Source organism: Streptomyces fungicidicus, assembly GCF_003665435.1.
Classification (GTDB): Bacteria; Actinomycetota; Actinomycetes; order Streptomycetales; family Streptomycetaceae; genus Streptomyces; species Streptomyces fungicidicus.
This window is the reverse complement of record NZ_CP023407.1, coordinates 5,973,662-5,997,516: the sequence shown is the minus strand read 5'-3', so window position 1 is coordinate 5,997,516 and position 23,855 is coordinate 5,973,662. Positions and strand designations below refer to the sequence as shown.

The following is a 23,855-nucleotide window of genomic DNA, read 5'->3' as shown; positions in this document are numbered from 1 at the left end:
GCACGCTCTCCGGCGTGCCGCAAGGCCCCTCGGCGCCTACGAGGCGCAGTAGTACTCGGGCCCTTTGCGCCCGGCGCCGGACCGTCCCAAGAATGACCAGCCTCCGGACAGCAGGGGTGAGGTCACGCATGGGAAAGCATCGTCATCAGAAGCAGTACCGGCGGACGGTCGTCGCGGCGGTCGCCACAGGAGTCATAGGCATACCCTCGGTCGCCATGGCCTGTACGGACTGGCCGGGCGAGGGTCAGCGGCAGGACCAGGGCAGCCCGGTCGCGGCCGGGGACAGGTGGGACGGGCCCGACTGGTACAGCCGGTGGAGCAGTCAGCAGCACGGCGAGCCCACACGGGCGCCGTCGGACACGCCGGCCGCCTCCGCGAGCCCCTCGAAGCCCGCCAAGCCGTCGCACAAGCCGAAGAAGGCGGCCTCCACGGCCCCGGCCACCCGGTCCGCCGCCCCGGCTGCGAAGCCCACCAAGGCCGCCCCGAAGCCCACCACGGCGGCTCCCGGGTCCCCGACGGCCGCCCCGAAGCCCTCCGCCACCGCGTCGAAGCCGGCGCCCACCGCGTCGAGCCCCTCCGCGACGGACGGCGCCCAGGCGTCCGGCGCCGTCGCCGAAGTGGTGGACCTCGTCAACGCCGAGCGCGCCAAGGTCGGTTGCTCCCCGGTGAAGGTGAACTCCACGCTGACCGGGGCCGCGCAGGACCACAGCGAGGACATGGCCGCGAGCGGCAGCATGTCGCACACCGGCTCCGACGGCTCCTCCCCCGGGGACCGCATCACCCGGGCCGGCTACAGCTGGAGCACCTACGGCGAGAACGTCGCCTACGGCTACTCCACCCCCGGGCAGGTGATGGCCGGCTGGATGGCCAGCCCGGGCCACAAGGAGAACATCCTCAACTGCGCGTTCAAGGAGATCGGCGTGGGCCTCGCCCAGCCCGGCTCCTACTGGACCCAGGACTTCGGCACGGCCCGCTAGGGCCCGTCGGACAGGCCCTGGGGCGTCGTGCGCCGGTGGCCCGCCATCAGCGCGAGGTACACCAGCAGCGACGCCGCCAGCCCGACCGCCCAGCCGTAGTCCGCGAGGGGCTTCAGGAAGGGGATCAGCCCGTCCTCGGGGAAGGGACCCTTCCCGGGGGCCGAGTGGGACCCGCCCACCGCGAGCACCCCGCCGGTCAGGAAGGCGGCGACGGCGCGCGGGTTCCAGCCGGAGGCGTACCAGTAGGGCCCGCCCGGGGTGTACAGACCGGGCAGGTCCAGTGCGGTGCGGCGGACCAGCCAGTAGTCGGCGATGAGGATGCCGGCGACCGTGCCCAGCAGCCCGCCGACCAGGCCGAGCCAGGTGAAGATGTACAGCTCGGGGGTCTCGGTGAGCTTCCACGGCATGATCACCACGCCGACGACCCCGGTGATCAGGGCGCCGGTGCGGAAACCGATGCGGCGCGGCGCCAGGTTCGCCAGGTCGTACGCCGGTGACACCACGTTCGCCGCGATGTTCACCGAGATGGTGGCGACGAGCACCGTCACCAGGGCGAAGAGCAGGCCGAAGACGTTGTCGGTCTTCGCGGCGAGTGCCACGGGGTCCCAGAGCGGGGCCCCGTACACCGCCTGCGAGCCGGAGGTGACGAACACCGACAGCAGGGCGAACAGGGTCATGGTGGTGGGCAGTCCGAGCGTCTGGCCCCACACCTGGGCGCGCTGGCCCGCGCCGAAGCGGGTGAAGTCGGGGATGTTCAGGCTCAGGGTCGACCAGAAGGCGATCATGCCCATCAGGGACGGGAAGAAGACCGGCCAGAAGTCGTCGCCCCAGCCCAGCCGCGAGGGCTGGTCGAGCAGCGGGCCGAGACCGCCGGCCTTGTTCGCGATCCAGGCCAGCAGCACCAGCGCGCCGACGATGACGAACGGCGCCGCCCAGTTCTCGAACCGGCGCAGGGTCTCCATGCCCCGGTAGATGATGGCCAGTTCGAGCGCCCAGAACAGCACGAAGCACACCCACAGCGTCCACGGCCGGCCGCCGATCTCCGACGCCTCGGCCCAGCCGCCGAACAGCTTGCCGAGCAGCACGAAGATGCCCTGGCCGCCGATCCAGGTCTGGATGCCGAACCAGGCGCACGCCACCCCGGCCCGGATCAGCGCCGGCAGGTTGGCGCCGCGCAGCCCGAACGAGGCCCGGGCCAGCACCGGGAACGGGATGCCGTACTTGGGGCCGGCGTGGCCGGTGAGCAGCATCGGCGCCAGCACGATGACGTTGGCCAGCGCGATGGTGATCACGGCCTGCTTCCAGTCCATGCCCAGCGCGACGAGCCCGGAGGCGAGCATCCACGACGGGATGTTGTGCGCCATCCCCACCCACAGGGCGGCGAAGTTGTACGTCGTCCAGCGGCGCCGGGCCAGCGGGACGGGCAGCAGGTCGTCGTTGACGAAGCGCGGGTCGGCGGGGGTGACGCCCGGCGGGAGCTCGACGCGTCCCGCCGGGTCGGGTATGGGCCGGTCGGACGGTGCGGGCGGGACGGTCGCGGTCATGGGCGTGCCCCCTTCGGCGAGGGATACCGGTCAGCGGCTGAGTGCCGGGATGATCTCCGCGCCGTACGCGTCGATCGTCGTCTCCTGCGCGTCGTGCATGTCGTAGACGGCGAACTGGTCCACTCCCAGATCCCGCAGCGCCCGCAGTTTCTCGATGTGCGCCTCGGGCGGGCCGAGCAGGCAGAACCGGTCCACGATCTCGTCCCGGACGAAGTCCGTGGACGGGTTGCCGGCCCGTCCGTGGTGGCTGTAGTCGTAGCCGTGCCGTCCCTTGATGTACGACGTCAGCGCCTCGGGGACCAGGCCGGAGTGCTCGCCGTAGCGGGAGACGAGGTCGGCGACGTGGTTGCCGACCATGCCGCCAAACCAGCGGCACTGCTCACGGGCGTGCGCCAGGTCGTCGCCGACGTAGGCGGGGGCGGCGACGCAGACGGTGACGGAGGCCGGGTCGCGTCCCGCCTCCGCCGCGGCGGCGCGGACGGCCTTCACCATCCACTCGGTCAGATAGGGGTCGGCGAGCTGGAGGATGAAGCCGTCGGCCTTCCGTCCGGTGAGGGCGAGCGCCTTCGGCCCGTACGCCGCCATCCAGACGGGCAGCCTGCCGTCCTTCACCCACGGGATCCTCAGCGGCTGTCCGTCGACCTCGGCCTCGCGTCCCTCGGCCAGGTCGCGGATCGCGTCGATCGCCTCGCCCAGGCGGGCCAGGGTGTTGGGTCTGCGTCCGGCGACGCGCATCGCGGAGTCGCCGCGGCCGATGCCGCAGACGGTGCGGTTGCCGAACATGTCGTTGAGGGTGGCGAAGGTGGAGGCGGTGACCTCCCAGGTGCGGGTGCCCGGGTTGGTGACCATCGGGCCGACCTTCAGGGTCGTGGTGGCGGCCAGGATCTGGCTGTAGACGACGAAGGGCTCCTGCCACAGCACGGCGGAGTCGAAGGTCCAGCCGTGGGTGAAGCCGTTGCGCTCCGCGCGCTTCATCAGGCCGACGACCCGCGAGGCCGGCGGATCGGTCTGCAGGACGAGTCCGAAGTCCATGCGCGGGTCTCCTAGGTGAGGTACTGACAGGTGGACCGCGGGGTGTAGACGCCGTGCCCGGCGTGCCCGGTGTACTCCCGCCCGGTGACGACGGGCACTCCGCGCGAGAGGACGGTCTCGACGCGGCCGGTGACCCGCTTGCCCTCGTAGGCCGAGTAGTCGACGTTCATGTGGTGGGTGCCGGCGGACAGCACCTGCTCGGCGTGCGGGTCGTAGATCACCACGTCGGCGTCGGCGCCGGGCGCGAGGGTGCCCTTCTTGGGGTACAGGCCGAACATCCGGGCCGGGGTGGCGCAGGCGATCTCGATCCAGCGGCGGCGGGAGATGTGTCCGTCGAGGACGGCCTGGTGGAGCAGGTCCATGCGGTTCTCGACGCCCGGGAGCCCGTTGGGGATCTTGGAGAAGTCGCCCCGGCCGAGCTCCTTCTGGCCCGTGAAGCAGAACGGGCAGTGGTCGGTGGAGACCACCTGGAGGTCGTTGGTGCGCAGCCCCCGCCAGAGCGCGGCCTGGTGCTCCCTCGGCCTGAGCGGGGTGCTGCACACGTACTTGGCGCCCTCGAAGTCCGGCTCGGCGAGGTTGTCGGTGGACAGGAACAGGTACTGCGGGCAGGTCTCCCCGAAGACGTTCAGCCCCTCGTCGCGGGCCCGGGCCAGTTCGGCGACCGCCTCGGTCGCGGAGACGTGCACGACGTACAGCGGGGCGCCGGCGACCTGGGCGAGCCGGATGGCGCGGTGGGTGGCCTCGGCCTCCAGCAGCGCCTTGCGCACCTCGCCGTGGTGGCGCGGGTCGGTCTCGCCGCGGGCCAGCGCCTGTTCGACGAGCACGTCGATGGCGATGCCGTTCTCCGCGTGCATCATGATCAGCCCGCCGTTCTCGGCGGAGCGCTGCATGGCGCGCAGGATCTGGCCGTCGTCCGAGTAGAAGACCCCGGGGTACGCCATGAACTGCTTGAACGACGTGACCCCCTCCTCCACCAGGAGGTCCATCTCCTTCAGCGTCCCGGCGTTGACGTCCGAGACGATCATGTGGAAGGCGTAGTCGATGGCGCAGTTGCCCTCGGCCTTGGCGTGCCAGGCGTCCAGGCCCTGGCGCAGGGACTGTCCGACGCTCTGCACCGCGAAGTCGACGATGGTGGTCGTACCGCCCCAGGCGGCGGCCCGGGTGCCGGTCTCGAAGGTGTCGGAGGCGAAGGTGCCGCCGAACGGCAGCTCCATGTGGGTGTGCGCGTCGACCCCGCCCGGGATGACGTACTTGCCGGTGGCGTCGATGGTCCGGTCGGCGGTGAAGGCGCCGGCGGCCGGGCTTGCGGAGGCGGCGAGGGCGGCGATGCGGCCGTCCTCGATCAGGACGTCCGCGTGGATCTCGTCGGAGGCGGTGATGACCAGGCCACCACGGATGACGGTACGGCTGCTCATGGTGCTCCCTCTCTGCGAGCGGTGCGAGCCGGTGCTACGACGTGCTCCTCAGGGCGCGTTCGAGGATCGCGGCGCCCTCCTCGGCCTCGGCGACGTTGAGGGACAGCGGCGGGGCGATGCGCAGGGCGCTGGTGTCGTGGCCGCCGCCCTTGCCGATGAGCAGACCGCCCTCGCGGGCCGCCTCCAGGACGGCGGAGGCCGCGGCCGGATCGGCCTCGTCGGTGCCGGGCTTCGTCAGCTCGATGCCGATCATCAGGCCGCGCCCGCGCACCTCCCGTACCGCGGGAACCCCGGCCGCGGCGGCCCGCAGCCGCTCGATGAGCATTCCGCCGACCCGGCGGGCGTTGCCCTGGAGGTCGTGCTCCAGCAGGTAGTTGAGGTTGGCCAGGCCCGCCGCCATGGTGATCTGGGTGCCGCCGAACGTGGAGATGCTGTTGGCGTCCAGGCAGTTCATGATCTCGGCGCGGGCGACGACCCCGCCGATGGACATGCCGTTGCCGATGCCCTTGGCGAAGGTCAGCATGTCCGGCGGTCCGCCGCGGCCGTGGGCCTGCCATCCCCAGAAGTGCTCGCCGGTGCGGCCCCAGCCGGTCTGCACCTCGTCGGAGATCCACAGGATGTCCCGCTCGTGCAGTACCTCGCGGAAGGCCGCGTACAGCCCGTCGGGCGGCGAGGTGAACCCGCCGACGCCCTGGATCGGCTCGGCGATCAGCGCGGCGGGCGGACGGGTGTGGCCGAGGATGTCCTTGAGGTCGTCCACGCAGGCCGCGACGAAGTCGTAGTCGTCGAGCTCGGCGAACGGGCCCCGGGTGCGCACCCCGCCGTGGACGTACAGCGTCTGGAGCGGGGAGAGCGAGGTCGGGGACCAGCCGCGGTTGCCGGTGATGCCCACCGAGCTGAAGGAGCGGCCGTGGTAGCTGTTGCGCATCGCCAGGACCGTGTTGCTGCGCCGGTAGGCGGTGGCGAGCAGCAGGGCGGTGTCGTTGGCCTCGGTGCCGGAGGTGGTGAAGAACACCCGGGCGTCCGGGATGTCGCTCAACTGGGCGATGCGCTCAGCGAGTTCCACCATCTGCCGGTTCAGGTAGAGGGTGGAGGAGTGGACGATCCGCCCGGCCTGCTCGCTCACCGCCTTGGTGACCTCGGGCAGGGCGTGGGCGGTCATGGTGGTGAGGATGCCGCCGAAGAAGTCGAGGTACCGGTTGCCGTGGGAGTCCCAGACGTGGCGGCCCTCGCCGTGGGTGATCTCCAGGGGCTCCTCGTAGTAGAGGGCCAGCCAGTCGGGAAGCACGGAGCGGTGGCGGCCCAGCAGGTCGTCGGTCACGGCCGCACCAGCCCCTCGTAGGCGTCGGGGCGGCGGTCGCGGTAGAACGCCCACTGCTGCCGCACCTCGTCGATGAGGCCGAAGTCCAGGTCGCGGACCACGAGTTCCTCCTTGCTGTCGCTGGCGACGTCGCCGACGAACTGACCGCGCGGGTCGACGAAGTACGAGGTCCCGTAGAAGTCGTTGTCGCCGTACTCCTCCACGCCCACGCGGTTGATCGCGGCGATGAAGTACTCGTTCGCGACGGCCGCCGCCGGCTGCTCCAGCCGCCACAGGTAGGACGAGAGCCCGCGGTGCGTGGCGGACGGGTTGTAGACCAACTGGGCCCCGTTGAGACCGAGTTGCCGCCAGCCTTCGGGGAAGTGCCGGTCGTAGCAGATGTAGACGCCGATTCTGCCGACGGCGGTGTCGAAGACGGGCCAGCCGGCGTTGCCGGGGCGGAAGTAGAACTTCTCCCAGAATCCCTTGACCTGCGGGATGTGGTGCTTGCGGTACTTGCCGAGGACGGTGCCGTCGGCGTCGATCACGGCGGCGGTGTTGTAGTAGTGGCCCGCCTGCTCGATCTCGAACACCGGCACGACGATCACCATGCCGGTCTCGCGGGCCAGTTCCCGCATCCGGCGGACGGTCGGCCCGTCGGGCACGGGCTCGGCCCAGCGGTAGTGCTCGGGGTCCTGGACCTGGCAGAAGTAGGGGGCGTTGAACACCTCCTGGAACCCGATGACCTTCGCGCCCTGCCGGGCCGCCTCGCGGGCGTGCTCCTCGTGTTTCGCCAGCATGGATTCGGTGTCACCGGTCCAGGTGGCCTGGACCAGAGCGGCACGTACGACGTTGGCCATGAGCTGCTCCTTCGACGCGACGTCAGAGCCTCTACGCCCGTAGAGAGGCGGTAGAGGGACGAACGTAAGCCCCTCGGACGGCCTTGCCAAGACCATCGTCGTGAACCCGCTGAGTCGATCGTGTTTCACACTCCTGTGGGTGATCCGTCCGTGCCCGCCGGCGCCGGTCAGGCGGCGAACCCGGCGACCCGGAGGGCGTGCAGGAGATCCCAGTGCCGCTCGTCGGAGACGTCACGGGCGGCGGCGAGGAGCAGGGGGACGAGCCGTCGCGGGTCCGGAGCGGCGGCGCGGGCCGCCTGCTCGGGCGTGCGCACGCGGACGCAGGCGTCCAGCAGCGCCCGCAGTTCGCGGTGCCGCGCCTGGGCGTCCAGGGCGAGCACGGCCCGCCCGATCTCCTCGGCGGGCCGTACGACGCCCTGCCGCAGGAACCGCCGCCCGTCCTCGCCGCGGCCCGCCCCGGTGAGCGCTTCGGCGGTGGCGGCCAGCCGTTCGGCGGGCAGTGAGCCGGCGGCCTCCCAGAGCAGGGTCGCCCAGTCGGCGTCCAGTCCGGCCCGCCGCATCTCGTCCCCGAGCAACGGAAACCGGGCGGCCGGCCCGTACGCGGTCTCGATCAGCAGCGCGTGTGCCTCCCCGCCGCGGCCCTCGCGCCGCAGCCTGGCCAGGGCCGCGACGAACCGGCCGGCCTCGCGCCGGTCCACCGCGTCAGCGGACGGCTCAGTACCGGGCGCAGGCGCCTCCTGCTCGGCGGCCCCGGCGAACCGTGCCCCGCGCGGGATGCGGCGGGGGGCGGTTCCGGGGGCGGGCGGGCCCGGTACGGCCGCGGGGGGTACGGCGACGGGTCCCGTCTCCTCGTCCGCCGCCCCGGCGAAACGGGCGCCGCCCCGCCGGCGTCTGCGCTGCTCGGGGACGGGCCCCGTGGGCGCGGGGACCTCTCCGGGAGAACCCTGCTCCGCGCCGCCCCGGTCGTACGCGGGCGACGGTCCGCCGTGCCACCGCGGCGCGTGGTCGAGGGCTTCCAAGCGGGCGGTGATCTCCGCACAGCGGGCCGTGGCGCGCCGGTGGTCGTCGTGGACCCGGGCGAGGTCGAGGCGGAGGGCGTCCGCCTGCTCACGGGTGGTGGCGGAGGCGAGCCGGCGGCTCAGCCGCGCGCGGCACTCCGCCGCGTACTCCTGCTCGCGGAGCATGACGCCGAGCCGGCCGGTCAGCGTCTCCCGGGCGCCGGGCCGGGCGTCGTACGCGGCCAGCGCGGCGGTGTGCAGGGAGCGGGCGTGCGCGGTCTCGGCCCCGGCGGCTTCGGGACCGTACAGGGCGGCGAGGTCCTGGAGCAGGGCCTCCAGCACGTCCCAGGGCGGCGGTTCCCGTCCGTCGAGGCAGGCCCGCATGCCGTCGGCGTCCCGCTGCCAGAACACCGCGCACCAGCCGCCACGGGGGTCCAGCCGCGCCAGCAGACCTCGCAGGTAATCCCTGAACTCCCGGATTTCGTCCGGGAGTTGCTCCGCCACCATAGCCAACTCCCGCCCGTTCCGGAGGACTCAGCTCCGTAGGTAACACCTGTCGTGTTACGGCGGCGCTACGGAGAGTTTTCCGGCGGGGCTCAGGCGGCGACCGAGGGGGCGGGGGCAACGGGCGCGGCCGGGGTGCAGCGCCCCGCCACGTCGTCCATCGACAGACCGAGCACGCCGGCCAGCGCGGCCACCGTGAAGAACGCGGGCGTCGGGGCCCGCCCGGTCTCGATCTTGCGGAGGGTCTCCGCGGAGATGCCGGCGTCCGCCGCGACCTCGGTCATGCTGCGGCCGCCGCGCGCCTGCCGCAGCAGCCGGCCGAGCCGCTCGCCGCGTTCGCGCTCTTCGGGGGTCAAGGGGGTGCGCACCATGGCACCATTCTAATACCGGTATAGTAATTGGCATGATGGAGCTGAAGACCGACACCTCCGTTGATGCCATGTACGAGGCGGGCCAGGTCGTCGCGAGCGCGCTGACGGCCGTACGGAAAGCCGCCGACGTGGGCGTTTCCCTGGTGGAGCTGGACGAGGTGGCCCGGGAGGTGCTGCGTGCGGCGGGCGCGACCTCGCCCTTTCTGGGCTACCGCCCGACCTTCGCGCCGACCCCGTTCCCGGCGGTGATCTGCGCGTCCGTCAACGACGCGATCGTGCACGGCATCCCGGACGGCTACCGGCTGCGCGACGGCGACCTCGTCTCGATCGACTGCGGCGCCCAGCTGGGCGGCTGGGCCGGGGACTCGGCGATCAGCTTCACGGTGGGCACCCCGCGCCCGGCCGACGTACGGCTGATCGAGACGGCCGAGCGGGCGCTCGCGGCGGGCATCGAAGCGGCCGTCGTCGGCAACCGGATGGGCGACATCGCCCACGCGATCGGCACGGTGTGCCGCACGGCGGGTTACGGGATCATGGAGGACTACGGCGGCCACGGCATCGGCCGCCGTATGCACGAGGACCCGCCCGTGCCGAACGAGGGCCGGCCGGGGCGGGGCATTCCGCTGAGGCGCGGCATGGTCCTCGCGATCGAGCCCATGCTCATCGGCGGCGGCACGGACACCTACCGCACCGCGCCGGACGGCTGGACCCTGCGCACCACCGACGGCACCCGGGCGGCCCACGTGGAACACACGGTCGCCATCACGGAAACCACCCCCCGAATCCTCACCTCCCGCCACTGACCCCGTTCCCGAGGGCAGTCGTGCCGCTGGGGCGGCACGGGCGGGCGCTGGGGGTACCCCCTCTCGGGGAGGCACCCCGCGAGCGCCAGGCCTGGACATGCCCGCCCCAACGGATCGTGTCATCGTGGGCATGAGCGAGCCCCGACCGGGTTACCCGGCCCCGGCACGTCGACCCAGCGAAGGAACGGATCACGATGACGAGTGGTTTCGTCGGCCCGGAGGGTGACCCCTTCGCGGAATTCCTGTCCCGGTTCTTCGGCGGACAACGCCCCCGCCAGATCGACATCGGCAGGCTCCTCAGCCAGCCCGCCCGCGAACTGGTGCGCGGCGCGGCTCAGTACGCCGCCGAGCACGGCAGCCGCGACCTGGACACCCAGCACCTGCTGCGCGCCGCCCTCTCCGCCGAGCCGACCCGCGGTCTGCTCAGCCGGGCCGGCGCGGACCCCGACTCGCTGGCGTCGCAGATCGACGACCGGTCGGGGCCCGTCCAGCACGGCCCGGGCGACGTCCCGCCGCCGACCTCCCTGTCCCTGACGCCCGCCGTCAAGCGCGCCCTGCTGGACGCGCACGAGATGGCGCGGGCGTCCGGGGCCGGCTACATCGGCCCCGAGCATGTGCTCAGCGCCCTCGCCGCCAACCCCGACTCGGCCGCCGGGCACATCCTCAACGCGGCCCGGTACGCCCCCACGCCCCCGCCCGAGGCCGCCGAGGCCCAGCAGCCCCGCACCGAGCGGCACCGCCCCCCGACGGGCACGCCCACCCTGGACAAGTACGGCCGCGACCTGACCGAACTGGCCCGCGAGGGCCGTGTCGACCCGGTGATCGGCCGCGACGACGAGATCGAGCAGACCGTCGAGGTGCTCTCCAGGCGCGGCAAGAACAACCCCGTGCTGATCGGCGACGCCGGCGTCGGCAAGACCGCCGTCGTCGAGGGGCTGGCCCAGCGGATCGCCGAGGGGGACGTGCCCGACATCCTCCTCGGCCGGCGCGTGGTCGCCCTGGACCTGACCGCCGTGGTCGCCGGAACCCGCTACCGGGGCGACTTCGAGGAGCGCATGAACCACATCGTCGAGGAGATCCGCACCCACTCCGACCAGCTGGTCATCTTCATCGACGAGCTGCACACCGTCGTCGGCGCCGGGGGCGGGGGCGAGGGCGGCTCGATGGACGCCGGCAACATCCTCAAGCCGGCCCTGGCCCGCGGCGAGCTGCACATCGTGGGGGCGACGACCCTGGAGGAGTACCGCAGGATCGAGAAGGACGCCGCGCTGGCCCGCCGCTTCCAGCCGATCATGGTGCCCGAGCCGACGCCCGCCGACGCGATCGAGATCCTGCGGGGACTGCGGGACCGGTACGAGGCGCACCACCAGGTCCGCTACACGGACGAGGCGCTGGTGGCGGCCGTGGAGCTGTCCGACCGCTATCTGAGCGACCGCCGGCTGCCGGACAAGGCGATCGACCTGATCGACCAGGCCGGTGCGCGGGTGCGGCTGCGGTCCCGGACCAAGGGCACGGACGTACGCGCGATGGAGCGCGAGGTGGACCAGCTGACCTGCGACAAGGACCAGGCGGTCGCCGACGAGCAGTACGAGCAGGCCACCCGGCTGCGGGACCGCATCGTGGAGCTGAAGTCCCGGATCGCGGAGGCCGGCGGCGCGGACGAGGTCGACGAGGGGCAGAGCCTGTCGGTGGACGCCGAGGCGATCGCCGAGGTGGTCGCCCGGCAGACGGGCATCCCGGTCAGCCGCCTCACCGAGGAGGAGAAGGACCGGCTGCTCGGCCTGGAGCAGCATCTGCACCAGCGGGTCGTCGGCCAGGACGAGGCCGTACGGGTCGTCTCGGACGCCGTGATGCGCTCCCGCGCCGGTCTGTCCAGCCCCGACCGGCCGATCGGCAGCTTCCTGTTCCTCGGCCCCACCGGCGTCGGCAAGACGGAGCTGGCGCGGGCCCTCGCCGAGGCGCTGTTCGGCAGCGAGGAGCGGATGGTGCGCCTCGACATGAGCGAGTACCAGGAGCGGCACACGGTGAGCCGCCTGGTGGGCGCCCCGCCCGGCTACGTGGGTCACGAGGAGGCCGGGCAGCTGACCGAGGTGGTGCGCCGGCACCCGTACTCGCTGCTGCTCCTCGACGAGGTGGAGAAGGCCCATCCGGACGTCTTCAACATCCTGCTGCAGGTCCTCGACGACGGCCGGCTGACCGACTCGCAGGGCCGCACGGTGGACTTCACCAACACCGTGATCGTGATGACCAGCAACCTCGGCTCCGAGGCGATCACCCGGCGCGGCGCGACCCTGGGCTTCGCGTCCGGCGGCGCGGACGCCGACGAGGAGGCGCGGCGCGAGCAGATCCTGCGGCCGCTGCGGGAGCACTTCCGGCCCGAGTTCCTCAACCGGATCGACGAGATCGTGGTGTTCCGCCAGCTGACCGCGGACGAGCTGCGGCGGATCACCGACCTGCTGCTCGAGAGCACCCGGCGCGGTCTGAAGGGCCAGGGCATCGGGGTCGACTTCACCGACGCGGCCGTGGACTGGCTGGCCGAGCGCGGCCACCAGCCCGAGTACGGCGCGCGGCCGCTGCGCCGCACCATCCAGCGGGAGGTCGACAACCAGCTCTCCAGGCTGCTGCTGGACGGCCGGGTCCGCGAGGGCGGCCGGGTGACGGTGGACGCGGCGGACGGCCGCCTCACCTTCCGTACGCAGGAGTCGCCGGCTCCCGAGCTGTAGGCCGGGCGGCGGGGGCGCCCCGGTCCGGGGCGCCCCCGCCGTGTGCTCAGCGGGCCGGGCGGACAACCATCGCCGAGCCGCCGCCCCTGCGGACCTTCTCGGCCGCGGCGAGCCACCTGCCGTCCGGCAGCCGCTGCACGCCCGTGGTCGCGCCGATCTCCGGGTTCTCCCGGAACACATGGCCGAGGGCTTCGAGACGCTGCCGCACCTCGCTGTCGTAGAGGCCGGGTTCGAGGTCCGTCTGCGCCGTGTTGCGCTGGCTGGCGCGGGGCGCGGCGATCGCGTCGGCCAGCGGCAGTCCGCGGTCGAGGAAGCCGGTGAGGGTCCCCAGCACGGTGGTGATGATGGTGGAGCCGCCGGGCGAGCCGAGCGCCACCACCGGCCGGTCCTGCCGGTCGAGCACGATCGTCGGCGAGATGGACGACCGGGGCCGCTTGCCGGGACCCGGCAGGTTCGGGTCGTGCACCGCCGGGTTCGCGGGGGCGAAGGAGAAGTCCGTCAGCTCGTTGTTCAGCAGGAACCCGCGGCCGGGCACGGTGATGCCGCTGCCGCCGGTCTGCTCGATGGTCAGGGTGTAGGCGACGACGTTGCCCCACTTGTCGGCGGTGGTGAGGTGGGTGGTGTTCTCCCCCTCGTACGTCGTCGGCGCGGCCTCGCCGCCCCTCGCGGCGCAGGGCTTCGGGTCGCGGGGGTCGCCGGGGGCGAGGGGGCTGGTCAGGACGGCGTCGTCCCTGATGAGGCAGGCGCGCGAGTCGGCGAACCGCTGGGAGAGCAGTTCCTTCGCCGGTACGTCCTCGAAGGCGGGGTCGCCGACCCAGCGCCCCCGGTCGGCGAACGCGATACGGCTCGCCTCGATGAAGCGGTGCAGGTACCGGGTGTCGCTCGCGTCGGAGAGGTCGGTGTTCTCGAGGATGTTGAGCGCCTCGCCGACGGTGGTGCCGCCGGAGGAGGACGGCGCGATGGAGTACACGTCAAGGCCGCGGTACGAGGTCCTCGTGGGCGGCCGGGACAGGGCGCGGTAGGCGGCGAGGTCCCGGGCGGTCAGTTCGCCGGGGCGGGCGTTCCAGCCGGAACCGGGGTCGACGGGCGGCTCGTTCACCGTGTTCACGATGTCCCGGCCGATGTCGCCCCGGTACAGGGCGTCCACGCCCTTGCGGCGCAACTCCGCGTAGGTGCGCGCCAGATCGGGGTTGCGGAAGGTGGAGCCGACGGCCGGGAGCTCACCGCCCGGGAGGAACAGCTCGGCCGTGTCGGGGAAATGACGGAAGCGGGTCTCGTTGGCGGCGGTCTGCGTCCGGAAGGTGTCGTCCACGGTGAAGCCGTCGCGGGCGAGGCGCTCGGCGGGCTTCAGGACCGTTCCCAGACCGCGCCTGCCCCAGGCGTCGAGCGCGCGCTGCCAGGTGGCCGGTGTGCCGGGAGTGCCGACGGCGAGACCGCTGCTGACGGCTTCGGCGAACGGGATCGGCTCGCCGTTCTCCAGGAAGAGTCCGGAATCGGCGGTCAGCGGGGCCGTCTCGCGGCCGTCGAGGGTGTGCACGGTCCGGGAACGGGCGTCGTAGTAGACGAAGTAGCCGCCTCCGCCGACGCCGGCCGAGTAGGGCTCGGTGACGCCGAGCGCGGCGGCCGTGGCGACGGCCGCGTCGACGGCGTTGCCGCCGTTCCTCAGCACCTCGATCCCGGCGGCGGAGGCGTCGGCGTCGACGCTGGAGACCGCGCCGCCGTGGCCGACGGCCACCGGGACCTTGGGGGTGTTCCGGTCGGGCGGGTCGTGCCGGTCGGGCGGCGCGGCCGCCCCCACCGACAGCACGGCGGCACCGACCGCCAGGACCGCGAGCTTCCGTACGACAGGGCGACGCATCCGCACCTCCGGTGAAGAGCCGTTCGCGCAGCTTAGTTCGTCGCCATGCCCGCGTCAGGGACGCCGCCGGGCGTGCCGTGGCCGCGTCACGGAGCGGTCCCACCCCGGGGGTTCGAACACGGGTTTGCGTCGGCCCGCTAGCATGCGCGCCCATGAGTGACGACGTGCGCAACCTCGTTCTGGGCGTGGTGGCCGCCGGCATCAGTGCCGCGCTGGGCTGGCTCGCCCGCACCTACTTGTGGAAGCGGAAACTCCGGCGCAAGCAGACGTTCTTCGGACTGCCCGAGAACTCCGAGTCACTGCTCGTCGTCAACCGCGACCCGGCGACGGCGGAACCGGCGGTGCACCGCTTCGACGTGTTCGCGTTGCTCGAACTCTCCGCCCTGGTCAAGGACTGCGGGGCGCATGTCCAGGTGGTCACCCAGGACGCGGCCCACCAGGGCTTCGGCGAGCGGACGGAGTTCTGTGTGGGCGGGCCGGGCTCGAACCGGCGGATGGTGGCCCACATGGCGGCCATGCTGCCGGGGGTGCGGGTCAACGTCGATCCGGAGCCGGGGCCGGACCGGGGCGCCTTCCAGATAGGCTCCGAGCGCTACCGCATGGAACCGGGCGTGACCGAGTACGTGCTGCTGGCCCGGCTGACCGCCGGTGAACGGCGGGACACCCGGCCGGTGTTCCTGTTCTGCGGCCAGCGCGCGATCACCAACCAGGCCGCCACCCGCTATCTCGCCCGCAACCACGAGCGGCTGGCCCGCAAACACGGCTCCCACTCGTTCGTCCTGCTGCTGAAGGTGATCAACTCGCAGGCGTACGGCCCCGATGTGACGGAACTGGTGGCGGACGTGACCAGGGCGGCGCAGACCGCGCTGCCGGCTGCCGCGCCGCGCGGTGGTCACCGGGCGGACTGACTGTGTCAGGCACCACCCGTCCGGCGCGCAGCTGACCTCCTCCTCACCGGTGGAACCGGCCCGGCATGCGGGTCCGTTCCGCCGCGCGAGCAGTGATCTGCGGCTGCCGCCGGACGGGACCGGCCAATGTGATCCACCGCCCGGGGGCGGTGGGTCCCTTCCCGGCGGTGGCGTCCCCGCCCCTGACGCGAAGCCCCTCCCCCACCGGGACGGAGGGACCATCCTAGACGAGGTCCGGGCGGGCGGGTCCAGGGCTGCCGTGCACCGGCGCGCGGCCGTCACGCCTCGGCGACCTCCGCGTACAGCTGCGACAGCTCGGGGACGCCGCTCGCCGCCCACTCCTGTCCCGCGTCCACGACGTCGAACTCCCGCCCGGAGGTGAGCCGTACGACCGGCTGGCCGTCGGCGCGGATCTCCCACGCGGCCCCCGGCACGGTGCGCACGATGACGGTGCCGAGGTAGAGCCCGGCGTCGTTGCCCAGCCAGGTGGAGGCCTCCTCGTCGTCCCGCCAGCCCGGCACCAGTTGGTCCAGCGCCTCCAGCGAGGCCGGGGAGTCGTCGAGCAGGACACCCGCCCGGTTCGCCTGGGAGCGCAGGAGTTCGCACTCGGCGAGGAGTTCCGCGATGCCCTCGGGGCCGGGAACTCCCGCCTTCGGGCGGCGGTTGCCCAGGAAGGGGATGTTCATCCCTCCAGCCTGTCATTCCCACCGTGTCGCGCACCACAGGCGCGCGGGGTCGGACTCCCGGCCCGGGAGGTGTCACACGTCGAGGTCCACCACGACCGGCGCGTGGTCCGAGGCGCCCTTGCCCTTGCGCTCCTCGCGGTCGACGTAGGAGTCGGTGACCGCCTTCGCGAACGGCGCGTTGCCGTACACCAGGTCGATGCGCATGCCGCGGTTCTTGGGGAAGCAGAGCTGGCGGTAGTCCCAGTAGGTGTACGGGTGCTCGTACTTGAGGGGGCGCGGCACGACGTCGGACAGGCCGGCCTCGCGCAGGGAGGCGAGGGCGGCGCGCTCGGCGGGGGTGACGTGGGTGGAGCCCTCGAAGGCGGACCGGTCGTAGACGTCGTCGTCGGTCGGCGCCACGTTGTAGTCGCCCAGCACGGCGAAGGGGCGGCCGCCCGCCGCGTCGCCGGACACGGCCGCCGTCAGCGCCTCGAACCACTGGAGCTTGTACGCGTAGTGCGGGTGCTCCACCTCACGGCCGTTCGGCACGTAGACCGACCAGACGCGGACCGGGCCGCAGGTCGCGGCGATCGCGCGGGGCTCGACGGAGCCGTCGTAACCGGGGTCGCCGGGCAGGCCCTTGACGACGTCGGACAGGCCGACGCGGGAGAGCACCGCCACCCCGTTCCACCGGCCGGTGGCGTGCACCGCCGACTCGTAGCCCAGTTCCCGCAGCTGCTCCGCCGGGAACTGGTCCTCGGCGACCTTGGCCTCCTGGAGGCACAGCACGTCCGTGCCGCTGCTCTCCAGCCAGGCCAGCAGCCGCGGCAGACGGGCGGTGATCGAGTTCACGTTCCAGGTGGCGATGCGCATGTTCCCCAACCTACCCGGCGCCTGTGACAACGCCCGTCCGCCGCCTGCCGCTCACAGCTCGGCGGTTCCGCCCGGCGCGAGCCGCAGGTGCTCGGCGCCGCCGAGGGCGCCGATCTGGCGGTCGTAGAGCGGGCGGGCCAGGTCGGTGAGGAGGGCGTCGTGGATGTCGTAGGCGCGCCGGGGCTTCACCTCACGGACGTAGTCGATCACTTCGGAGATCTTGTTCCAGGGGGCCATGACGGGCAGCATCAGCGTCTCGACCGGCCCGCCGGGCACGGTGAGCGCGTCGCCGGGGTGGAAGAGCTTCCCGCCGTCGACGAGGTAGCCGACGTTGGTGACGCGCGGGATGTCCGGGTGGATCACCGCGTGCAGTTCGCCGTGCACCTGGACGTCGAAGCCGGCGGCGGTGAAGGTGTCGCCGTGGCCGACGGTGTGCACACGGCCCGGGAACGCCGCCGAGAGCTGCCCGGCGACCGACCTCAGGGTCCAGATCTCGGCGGACGGGCGGGCCTCCAGGGCGGCCCGTAGCCGGCCCTCGTCGAAGTGGTCGGGGTGCTCGTGCGTGACCAGCACGGCGTCCGCCCCGACGGCGGCGTCCTCCTCGCTGAACCCTCCGGGGTCGACGACGAGGACGCGGCCGTCCTTCTCCAGGCGGACGCAGGCGTGCGACTTCTTCGTGAGCTTCATGGTTCCATCCTGCCCCCGCACCGTTCCCGGCCGCGTGCCGCGGCCGGTCCGCGGGGGCGGACCCGGATGCTCACTCCTGGGGTGTGGTCTCCTCGCGGACGATCCGCTGGGCCACCCGGAACGCGCTGTTCGCCGCCGGCACGCCGCAGTAGACGGCCGCCTGGAGCAGCACCTCCTTGATCTCGGCCGGGGTGAGCCCGTTGCGCAGGGCGGCCCGGGTGTGGACGGCGAGCTCCTCCAGGTGGCCGCCGGCGACGAGGGCGGTGAGGGTGACGCAGCTTCGGGTGCGCCGGTCGAGGCCGGGCCGGTCCCACACCTCGCCCCAGGCGTAGCGGGTGACGAGCTCCTGGAAGTCGCCGGAGAACTCGTCGGCCCCGGCCAGCGTCCGGTCGACGTGCGCGTCGCCCAGCACCTCCCGGCGGACCTTGATCCCGGTGTCGTAGCGATCGGGTCTGCCGTGCGTCACCTGCGGTACGGCGGGCGGGGCGATCTCGGCGACGGGCACCGGCTGCGGCGGGGCGGGGGCCGGCACCGGGTTCAGGGCGGCCGCGGGCAGGGCGGTCTGGCCGGTGGCGGTCTCGAAGGCGGGCTGCCAGGCGGTGGAGAAGTGCCGCACCAGCAGGTCGGTGACGGCGGCCGGCTGCTCCACCGGCACGAGGTGGGAGGCGCCCGGTACGACGGCGAGCCGCGCGTCGGGGATTCCGGCAACCAGGGTGCGGGCCTCGGCGGGGCCGGTGACCTGGTCGTCGGAGCCGACCAGCACCAGGGTGGGCGCGCCGACGCTGCCGAGTCCCGCCCGCGCGTCGAACGAGGCGAGCGCCTCGCAGGCGGCGATGTAGCAGCCGGGGTCGGTGGTGCGCACCATCTGCACGGCCCACTCGGTGATCGCGGGCTGGGCGGCGGCGAAGCCGCCGGTGAACCAGCGCTCCGGCGCGGAGCGGGCGATCGGGTCGAGCCCGTTCGTCCGGACGATCACCCCGCGCTGGCGGAACTCGTCCGCCGTACCGAAGCGTGGCGAGGCCGCGATCAGCGCGAGGGACGCGAGACGCTCGGGGTGGCGCAGGGCCAGCTCGATCCCGACGGCGCCGCCCAGCGCGCAGCCCGCGTAGCCGAAGCGGTGCACGCCGAGGCCCTCGAGGGTGACGAGCAGCCGCGTGGTGAGATCGGCGACCGAGCCCGCGGGGTGGGCGGGCGCTCCGCCGTGCCCGGGGAGGTCGAAGCGGAAGACCCGCCACTGCTTCGTCAGCTCGGGCACTTGCCGGTCCCACATGTGCCATGTGGTGCCCAGTGAGGGCCCCAGGATCAGAACCGGAGCGTCTTCTGGCCCGTCAAAGCGGTATTGCAGGGTGTTCGGCGGTGTCTCACTCACGCCCCAGACCCTCTCACGTCTCACGGTCGTCCCTATAACGCAGGGGTGCGGGAATCCGGCCCACCAGGCCGCAGACCTCGCGGGCTGCGTATCGCTCGAGGCATCGGATGATCTCGCGCCGGGTCCGGCCCTCCTGGGTGCGGCGTTCGTGGTACGCCTGGGTGCGGGGATCGACGCGTGGGCGAGTGAACACGATGCGGCGCAGGGCGGCGTCGGCCCGGCGGTCACCGCCGGCCCGCTGCCCTTCCTTGGCTCACCGTCAATGATCCGTTTACCCGCGCCACCTCGCGCTCTGGATCACCTTCGCGCCAAATCTCGCGGCCAAGCGGAGCCCTTCGTCCGCTCAGCCTGCAATCTCATGGCCAGGGCGAGTGGGGACTCCGTCGCGTTTCGGCCCCGCTTTCCACGGCACATTAGTTCGAGATCTTTCTGATCATGCATCACCGCGACCTCTCTTCACTCCTGACCCACGGGTGATGCACTGTGCGCACACAAGCGCGAAGACTTGTCACGGTCGTTCTGGCCCTGGCTCTGCTGGCACTAGCGGGGGTCGCCCCCTCCTGGGCGTCGCCCGTGGACCGTCCCCACTCCGCGGTCACCGCGGCCATCACACACGCGCAGGCCCGGACAGCCGCCGACCTGCCCAAGCCCCCCAAGGCCATGACGCTGGCCGAGCGCCGCAAGCAGGTCGACGAGGACCGGCACGAACGGTCGCCGATGCGCGACTACATGAACGCGCCGGGGCGGATGTCCAAGGGGAAGGCCCACAGCCGACCGGACACAAACCTCGTCGAGCGTGGGCCCGCCGCCGAGTCGAAGGTGGCTTTGCAGCCTCTCGCGGCGGCGGCCGAGAACCCGACGTGGGTGTCGTCCTGGGCCACCGCGTATCCGGGGATGCTGTCGATCGGCGGGCAGGTGAAGTTGCCCAAGCGGGGAGATTCGTATACCGGAATGTGGCTGTACGTCCTGGACGCGGGCGGCTCCCCCGTCGTGCAGCAGGAGATCAAGAAGTCCACGGACGATCCCAGCGGCGACACCCCGGACACCGGGGCCTGGTGCTACGACTGGTGGGCGAGCAACTCCTATCCCACGGACCAGTGTTTCTGGTGGGCCGGCAGCGCGCTGGGCGGAACGCTCGAGGACGGCAAGGAGTACTACACCTGGGTCTTCCTCAACAGCGCCGACGGGACATCGAGTCCGGGCGGCACCACCTCGCCGCTGGTGGAGGCGTTCTACTCCGGTGATCCCCGGTGCGCAGGCGGGAATCTGTACCTGCTACGCACAGGCGCACCGAGCCGGTTGGACCCCGACTATCACCAGCGAGGCGTGGTGGACGTGCGTGACCTTACTCGCGATCAGCTCGTCGAGCTCGTTCGGAGAATCATGGTCGCAAATGGGACGGAGGAGGAAGACGATAAGCTCGTTGAGATTCTCGAAGCGAACGTACCTCATCCTCGCGTTCTCAATCTCATTTATCACCCCGATGCAGAAGGCTTTACAGACGATCTGACGGCAGAAGAGGTCGTGGACACTGCTTTGGCCTACACTCCTTTCGCTTTGTAAGGAGACGTGGTGTCCTGGATGGCCAGTCGGGGTACGCCAACCTCTCACCATGGCGGAACTTCTCCTCCTGAGGAAAGACTGATGTTGGACATGGAAGAGGCGACGAGGCTGGCCGAGAAGTTCCTGGACGAGAAGGTCAGTCACGAGGGCATGGCCTTCGCGCTCGTCGAGGGAGAGCGCACCCAAGTGGGAGGCATCTTCTACTTCGACTGCCAATCGGTCGCCTACCTCCGTAGCGGAGACCTCCGGGACATGGCTGTCGGCACGGGCTATGTCAGCGTCGCCGGGGAAACAGGAGAGTGCCGCATGCTGGGAGCGACCGAGTCCGCCCAGCTCGACCTCTTCTGACCTGTCCCGTCACGCCCTTTGGTGTGACTCGATGAGGAAACAGGCCGGTGACATGCGGCGATATCCGGCTCATGCCACCGGCCCGGTAGCGTCGCCTTCAAAAGGCAGGGACGGTCATGTCCACGCGACTCACGCAACTTCGAGGCACAGGCAGTGTCGCCGACGCCCCTATAACGCGGGGGCGCGGGAAATCGGTCTGGCCAGGTTGAAGACCTCGCGGGCTGCGTATCGCTTGAGGCATCGGATGATCTCGCGTCGAGTCTTGCCGCGATGCTCGTGAAGGCGAGGAAGTGTTCGGCCTTACGCTCGTAGCGGCGGTGGAGTCGGCGGCAGCCGGCGAGCCAGGCCATCGTGCGCTCGATGGTCCAGCGGTGCCGTAGTCAGATGAACCGTCGTGCGACGGTAAGGGCCCGGCGTCCCGAAGCCGGGATGCCGGGCCCCCTTACCGGGGCGCGATCAGGCGGGGCGGATGTTCTCAGCCTGCGGGCCCTTCTGGCCCTGCGTGACGTCGAACTCGACCTTCTGGCCCTCCTGCAGCTCGCGGTAGCCCTGGCTGGCGATGTTGGAGTAGTGGGCGAAGACGTCGGGGCCGCCGCCCTCCTGCTCGATGAAGCCGAAGCCCTTCTCGCTGTTGAACCACTTCACTGTGCCCTTGGCCATGACTGTCTCCTTTGAGGGAAACCGGGCACGCACGCTGCGCGACCGGGAGGTGATCGCCCTGGTCCGGAGAGGCGCTGAACAGCAAGAACGCCCGTGATGGCGATCACGGGCGAACGGAACTTCGGAACCACGACTGCTGATCACAACGCTATAACGGCATGACGGAAGCCGCTAGCGGAAACGCGCCAGCATCCGGCCCGGAACGAAAGGCTGGATCGCCCGTGAGACTCGGCCGATGGTGATCAAGCAGTTTCGCGCCCTTCTTCTGCACAAGGCGGCGGCGAGGCATGGCCTCCCCGCCGCCGAGTGTTTTCTGGTGGGCCTCACCGATCATGCGTGACCGGCCCCTCCCGACACGAACGCGGGTCAGGTCGCCTGGGCCATGCGCTGCCAGGCGGCGGCGAGCTTGGCCACGTCGACGCCTTCGCGCCTCAAGGGAGCGCCGAGGGACCCGAGTCTCGACTACTGCGAGTGGACCAGTGCCGAGGCCCGCCGGGAGGCAGCGAACGCCGGAACAGCGACAGGGTGCACGAGGTCTTCTCCAGCACCGGGCGAACGGCCACGGAAGGTGGTACCGCTTTCACCACTCCCTGTCCCCGGTCACCGGCGTGATCCGATCGTGCCGAGGCACCCACTGCGGGTCCCTCCAGGCCCCAAGGGCGCCGGGCTCGAGGTTGTCCCCCATGGTGATCAGACTCCTGATCAAGCAGAAGGACCGGCAGGCCCGTCAGGCGTCTCCGGTCGCCGGGAGACCTGTCGTCCACCCCAGCGGGTGAGGGCTCACCGTGTCGTCCCGGACCGGAGCGAGCGGCTCTCCGCCTGCTTCGTTGAAAGCAGCCAGCGCCTTGACGAGGGCCGATCGCTGTGTCGGGCTGAGCCGCTGCACGATCGCGGCGATCGCGGCGCGGCGGCGGGTGGTCACGTCGGCGACCGTGCGGTGCCCTTCCTCGGTGAGCTGGAGCAGCGTCTCGCGTCGGTTGGCGGGGTTGGGCCGGCGGTCGGCGAGGCCGGCGGCGATCAAACGGTCGATCATCCGCATCGCGGTGGACGGGGCGACCTGAAGGAGGTCGGCGAGCGTGACGAGTTTGGTCGCGCCCCGGGTGGACAGCACGACGAGCATTCTGAACTGAGGCAACGTCACCCGTTCCTCGACCTCGGCGAGGGACTGCGCGGACACCGCGACCAGCAGTCGGGACGCGGTCAGCACCGACCGGGTCACCAGATCCACGTCGTCCGTCGTTCCCGCAGGGTCCTCGCGCTCCGGCATGCGTCCTTTCTACCTCGTGGCAGCGGTGCTCACTTACGCGGAGGGGACGGCTTTCCGTTCTCATGACCGCGGTAGCGCAGCAGAAGCATCGCAGCGTCGTCGTGCGGCGGTCCGGCCGCGTGCCGGGCGAGGTCTTCCCGCAGGGCTGCCAGGGCCCGGTGGGCGCCCGGGTCCTTCAGCAGGTGCGCCCGCTCACCGAGGGGATAGAAGCGGCCCTCCTCGTCGCGGGCTTCCGTGACGCCGTCGGTGTAGAGCAGGAGCTGCTCACCCGGCGCGAAGCTCACCCGGTAGGGTTTCGGCCCTTCGCTGCCGTACTCTCCGAGGCCGAGCGGCGGCGCGAAGGCGGGCGGTTGAGGAAAGTCGACCGTTCCGTCCTTCCGCAGGATCATCGGCGCCGGATGCCCGTAGTTGACGAAGACCGCCTCGTGCTCGGTGCCGATCTCGGCGAGGACGGCGGTGACGAACTTCTCCCCTTCCAGTTCCCGTGCCGCGCTGCGCTCCAGGCGTTCACCGAGTTCGGACAGCGTCCCCTCGTCGTAGGCCGCCTCACGGAAGACACTCAGCACCACCGCTGCCGTCTCCACCGCCGCCAGTCCTTTGCCCTGCACGTCCCCGACGATGACCCTTACACCGTGGGGGGAGGACACCACCTCGTAGAGGTCTCCGCCGATGCGCGCCTCGGCGACCGCCGACGTGTAGGACACCGCGGCTTGCAGCGGTCCGGCGGTCCGCGGAACGGGGCGGAGCAGCACTCGCTGGGCGACTTCGGCGATCGACCGTACGTTGGCCAGTTCTTCCTCCCGGTTCGAGCGCATCACAGCGGCTGCGACGCCGACGCCCGTGACACCGGCCACCGAGGCCAGTGCGGTGTACCCGCGGCGTTCATCGAACAGTCCGTCGTACAAGCCCAGTGCGACGCACAGTACGAGGGCCGCGAGGCCGTAGAGCGCGGTTCGGCACCATCCGCCGACCAGCCCGGCGAAGGCCGGTCCGAGAGAGACCAACGGCAGGAACCCGACACCCGGCCCCGCCAGGATGTCCGTCACCGCCACGACTGCCATCACGACCGCCGGAGTGCAGGAGAGCAGCGTCCGGTGCGGCGGCGGCTTCCGGTCGGTCATGCGGCACTC

General features: G+C 71.8%; 21 protein-coding genes and 2 pseudogenes. 6 read left to right on the top strand and 17 right to left on the bottom strand.

Features of this window, described 5'->3' with window-relative positions; translation table 11 throughout:
* The first annotated feature begins 128 nt into the window (after nt 1-128).
* On the top strand, nt 129-977 hold the full coding sequence (locus CNQ36_RS27115; RefSeq protein ID WP_121547913.1) for a CAP domain-containing protein: 849 nt from the start codon (nt 129-131) through the stop codon (nt 975-977).
* Here CNQ36_RS27115 and CNQ36_RS27110 read toward each other — a convergent pair.
* The 7 genes from CNQ36_RS27110 to CNQ36_RS27080 all read right to left on the bottom strand — a co-directional run bounded on the left by CNQ36_RS27110 (nt 974) and on the right by CNQ36_RS27080 (nt 9,001).
* The gene (locus CNQ36_RS27110) at nt 974-2,521 is read right to left on the bottom strand and encodes an NCS1 family nucleobase:cation symporter-1 (protein WP_121547912.1); all 1,548 of its coding nucleotides are present in this window, start codon (nt 2,519-2,521) and stop codon (nt 974-976) included. The two genes, CNQ36_RS27115 and CNQ36_RS27110, sit on opposite strands and share 4 nt — an antisense overlap.
* A 30-nt stretch (nt 2,522-2,551) precedes the next feature.
* On the bottom strand, nt 2,552-3,553 hold the full coding sequence (locus CNQ36_RS27105) for a TIGR03842 family LLM class F420-dependent oxidoreductase (protein WP_121547911.1): 1,002 nt from the start codon (nt 3,551-3,553) through the stop codon (nt 2,552-2,554).
* A gap of 11 nt (nt 3,554-3,564) precedes the next feature.
* On the bottom strand, nt 3,565-4,968 hold the full coding sequence (gene hydA, locus CNQ36_RS27100; protein ID WP_121547910.1) for a dihydropyrimidinase: 1,404 nt from the start codon (nt 4,966-4,968) through the stop codon (nt 3,565-3,567).
* Nucleotides 4,969-5,002: 34 nt separating this feature from the next.
* On the bottom strand, nt 5,003-6,289 hold the full coding sequence (locus tag CNQ36_RS27095) for an aspartate aminotransferase family protein (RefSeq protein ID WP_121547909.1): 1,287 nt from the start codon (nt 6,287-6,289) through the stop codon (nt 5,003-5,005).
* Nucleotides 6,286-7,128, bottom strand: a complete 843-nt coding sequence (locus CNQ36_RS27090) for a nitrilase-related carbon-nitrogen hydrolase (RefSeq protein ID WP_004922934.1) — start codon at nt 7,126-7,128, stop codon at nt 6,286-6,288. The genes CNQ36_RS27095 and CNQ36_RS27090 overlap by 4 nt, the downstream gene beginning before the upstream one ends.
* A gap of 167 nt (nt 7,129-7,295) precedes the next feature.
* Nucleotides 7,296-8,633, bottom strand: a complete 1,338-nt coding sequence (locus CNQ36_RS27085; RefSeq protein WP_121547908.1) for a hypothetical protein — start codon at nt 8,631-8,633, stop codon at nt 7,296-7,298.
* 89 nt (nt 8,634-8,722) lie between these two features.
* Nucleotides 8,723-9,001: a helix-turn-helix domain-containing protein gene (locus CNQ36_RS27080; RefSeq protein ID WP_121547907.1), complete on the bottom strand. Its 279-nt coding sequence runs from the start codon at nt 8,999-9,001 to the stop codon at nt 8,723-8,725.
* 32 nt (nt 9,002-9,033) lie between these two features.
* Between CNQ36_RS27080 and map the strand changes: the two genes are divergently transcribed.
* A complete protein-coding gene (map, locus tag CNQ36_RS27075) occupies nt 9,034-9,804 on the top strand; it encodes a type I methionyl aminopeptidase (protein ID WP_121547906.1) in 771 nt (256 codons plus the stop codon).
* A 194-nt stretch (nt 9,805-9,998) separates the two neighbouring features.
* Nucleotides 9,999-12,527, top strand: coding sequence for an ATP-dependent Clp protease ATP-binding subunit (locus CNQ36_RS27070; RefSeq protein ID WP_121547905.1), 2,529 nt, complete (start codon nt 9,999-10,001; stop codon nt 12,525-12,527).
* A 46-nt stretch (nt 12,528-12,573) separates the two neighbouring features.
* On the opposite strand, the gene ggt is transcribed toward CNQ36_RS27070, so the two are convergent.
* Complete coding sequence (gene ggt, locus CNQ36_RS27065; RefSeq protein ID WP_121547904.1) at nt 12,574-14,385, bottom strand: gamma-glutamyltransferase; 1,812 nt, start codon at nt 14,383-14,385, stop codon at nt 12,574-12,576.
* 152 nt (nt 14,386-14,537) lie between these two features.
* On the opposite strand from ggt, the gene CNQ36_RS27060 reads away from it, so the two are divergent.
* Nucleotides 14,538-15,293, top strand: coding sequence for a hypothetical protein (locus CNQ36_RS27060; RefSeq protein ID WP_121547903.1), 756 nt, complete (start codon nt 14,538-14,540; stop codon nt 15,291-15,293).
* A gap of 278 nt (nt 15,294-15,571) precedes the next feature.
* Here the strand turns inward: CNQ36_RS27060 and CNQ36_RS27055 are convergent, their stop codons facing one another.
* The 5 genes and pseudogenes from CNQ36_RS27055 to CNQ36_RS35945 all read right to left on the bottom strand — a co-directional run.
* A complete protein-coding gene (locus CNQ36_RS27055; RefSeq protein WP_004922950.1) occupies nt 15,572-15,979 on the bottom strand; it encodes a DUF6278 family protein in 408 nt (135 codons plus the stop codon).
* A gap of 72 nt (nt 15,980-16,051) precedes the next feature.
* Nucleotides 16,052-16,831, bottom strand: a complete 780-nt coding sequence (locus CNQ36_RS27050; protein WP_121547902.1) for an exodeoxyribonuclease III — start codon at nt 16,829-16,831, stop codon at nt 16,052-16,054.
* Between the two features lie 51 nt (nt 16,832-16,882).
* Nucleotides 16,883-17,518, bottom strand: a complete 636-nt coding sequence (locus CNQ36_RS27045; protein ID WP_121547901.1) for an MBL fold metallo-hydrolase — start codon at nt 17,516-17,518, stop codon at nt 16,883-16,885.
* A gap of 70 nt (nt 17,519-17,588) precedes the next feature.
* Nucleotides 17,589-18,887 carry a bifunctional 3-oxoadipate enol-lactonase/4-carboxymuconolactone decarboxylase PcaDC gene (gene pcaDC, locus CNQ36_RS27040; protein WP_121547900.1) on the bottom strand — a complete coding sequence of 433 codons (1,299 nt, stop codon included), beginning with the start codon at nt 18,885-18,887 and terminating at the stop codon, nt 17,589-17,591.
* A gap of 13 nt (nt 18,888-18,900) precedes the next feature.
* Nucleotides 18,901-19,119, bottom strand: a pseudogene (locus tag CNQ36_RS35945) (IS110 family transposase); the annotation flags it as partial.
* Between the two features lie 428 nt (nt 19,120-19,547).
* Between CNQ36_RS35945 and CNQ36_RS27030 the strand changes: the two are divergent.
* Nucleotides 19,548-20,450 carry a bacteriocin immunity protein gene (locus CNQ36_RS27030; RefSeq protein ID WP_228313092.1) on the top strand — a complete coding sequence of 301 codons (903 nt, stop codon included), beginning with the start codon at nt 19,548-19,550 and terminating at the stop codon, nt 20,448-20,450.
* An 81-nt stretch (nt 20,451-20,531) separates the two neighbouring features.
* Nucleotides 20,532-20,798, top strand: a complete 267-nt coding sequence (locus CNQ36_RS27020; RefSeq protein WP_121547898.1) for a hypothetical protein — start codon at nt 20,532-20,534, stop codon at nt 20,796-20,798.
* A gap of 257 nt (nt 20,799-21,055) precedes the next feature.
* Here CNQ36_RS27020 and CNQ36_RS35400 read toward each other — a convergent pair.
* From CNQ36_RS35400 to CNQ36_RS27000, 4 genes and pseudogenes are all read right to left on the bottom strand, one after another.
* Nucleotides 21,056-21,175, bottom strand: a pseudogene (locus CNQ36_RS35400) (transposase); the annotation flags it as partial.
* A 79-nt stretch (nt 21,176-21,254) separates the two neighbouring features.
* Nucleotides 21,255-21,458 carry a cold-shock protein gene (locus tag CNQ36_RS27010; protein WP_014670069.1) on the bottom strand — a complete coding sequence of 68 codons (204 nt, stop codon included), beginning with the start codon at nt 21,456-21,458 and terminating at the stop codon, nt 21,255-21,257.
* Between the two features lie 727 nt (nt 21,459-22,185).
* Complete coding sequence (locus CNQ36_RS27005; RefSeq protein ID WP_121547897.1) at nt 22,186-22,725, bottom strand: MarR family winged helix-turn-helix transcriptional regulator; 540 nt, start codon at nt 22,723-22,725, stop codon at nt 22,186-22,188.
* 29 nt (nt 22,726-22,754) lie between these two features.
* Entirely contained in the window at nt 22,755-23,846 is a 1,092-nt protein-coding gene (locus CNQ36_RS27000; RefSeq protein ID WP_121547896.1) for a PP2C family protein-serine/threonine phosphatase, read from the bottom strand.
* Nucleotides 23,847-23,855: the final 9 nt, after the last annotated feature.

Excerpts from the sequence above, each read along its gene's own strand:
- CNQ36_RS27115 (WP_121547913.1), top strand. The coding sequence starts at position 129 with ATGGGAAAGCATCGTCATCAGAAGCAGTACCGGCGGACGGTCGTCGCG.
- CNQ36_RS27110 (WP_121547912.1), bottom strand. The coding sequence starts at position 2,521 with ATGACCGCGACCGTCCCGCCCGCACCGTCCGACCGGCCCATACCCGAC.
- CNQ36_RS27105 (WP_121547911.1), bottom strand. The coding sequence starts at position 3,553 with ATGGACTTCGGACTCGTCCTGCAGACCGATCCGCCGGCCTCGCGGGTC.
- hydA (WP_121547910.1), bottom strand. The coding sequence starts at position 4,968 with ATGAGCAGCCGTACCGTCATCCGTGGTGGCCTGGTCATCACCGCCTCC.
- CNQ36_RS27090 (WP_004922934.1), bottom strand. The coding sequence starts at position 7,128 with ATGGCCAACGTCGTACGTGCCGCTCTGGTCCAGGCCACCTGGACCGGT.
- CNQ36_RS27085 (WP_121547908.1), bottom strand. The coding sequence starts at position 8,633 with ATGGTGGCGGAGCAACTCCCGGACGAAATCCGGGAGTTCAGGGATTAC.
- CNQ36_RS27080 (WP_121547907.1), bottom strand. The coding sequence starts at position 9,001 with ATGGTGCGCACCCCCTTGACCCCCGAAGAGCGCGAACGCGGCGAGCGG.
- map (WP_121547906.1), top strand. The coding sequence starts at position 9,034 with ATGATGGAGCTGAAGACCGACACCTCCGTTGATGCCATGTACGAGGCG.
- CNQ36_RS27070 (WP_121547905.1), top strand. The coding sequence starts at position 9,999 with ATGACGAGTGGTTTCGTCGGCCCGGAGGGTGACCCCTTCGCGGAATTC.
- ggt (WP_121547904.1), bottom strand. The coding sequence starts at position 14,385 with ATGCGTCGCCCTGTCGTACGGAAGCTCGCGGTCCTGGCGGTCGGTGCC.
- CNQ36_RS27060 (WP_121547903.1), top strand. The coding sequence starts at position 14,538 with ATGAGTGACGACGTGCGCAACCTCGTTCTGGGCGTGGTGGCCGCCGGC.
- CNQ36_RS27055 (WP_004922950.1), bottom strand. The coding sequence starts at position 15,979 with ATGAACATCCCCTTCCTGGGCAACCGCCGCCCGAAGGCGGGAGTTCCC.
- CNQ36_RS27050 (WP_121547902.1), bottom strand. The coding sequence starts at position 16,831 with ATGCGCATCGCCACCTGGAACGTGAACTCGATCACCGCCCGTCTGCCG.
- CNQ36_RS27045 (WP_121547901.1), bottom strand. The coding sequence starts at position 17,518 with ATGAAGCTCACGAAGAAGTCGCACGCCTGCGTCCGCCTGGAGAAGGAC.
- CNQ36_RS27030 (WP_228313092.1), top strand. The coding sequence starts at position 19,548 with ATGACGCTGGCCGAGCGCCGCAAGCAGGTCGACGAGGACCGGCACGAA.
- CNQ36_RS27020 (WP_121547898.1), top strand. The coding sequence starts at position 20,532 with ATGTTGGACATGGAAGAGGCGACGAGGCTGGCCGAGAAGTTCCTGGAC.
- CNQ36_RS27010 (WP_014670069.1), bottom strand. The coding sequence starts at position 21,458 with ATGGCCAAGGGCACAGTGAAGTGGTTCAACAGCGAGAAGGGCTTCGGC.
- CNQ36_RS27005 (WP_121547897.1), bottom strand. The coding sequence starts at position 22,725 with ATGCCGGAGCGCGAGGACCCTGCGGGAACGACGGACGACGTGGATCTG.
- CNQ36_RS27000 (WP_121547896.1), bottom strand. The coding sequence starts at position 23,846 with ATGACCGACCGGAAGCCGCCGCCGCACCGGACGCTGCTCTCCTGCACT.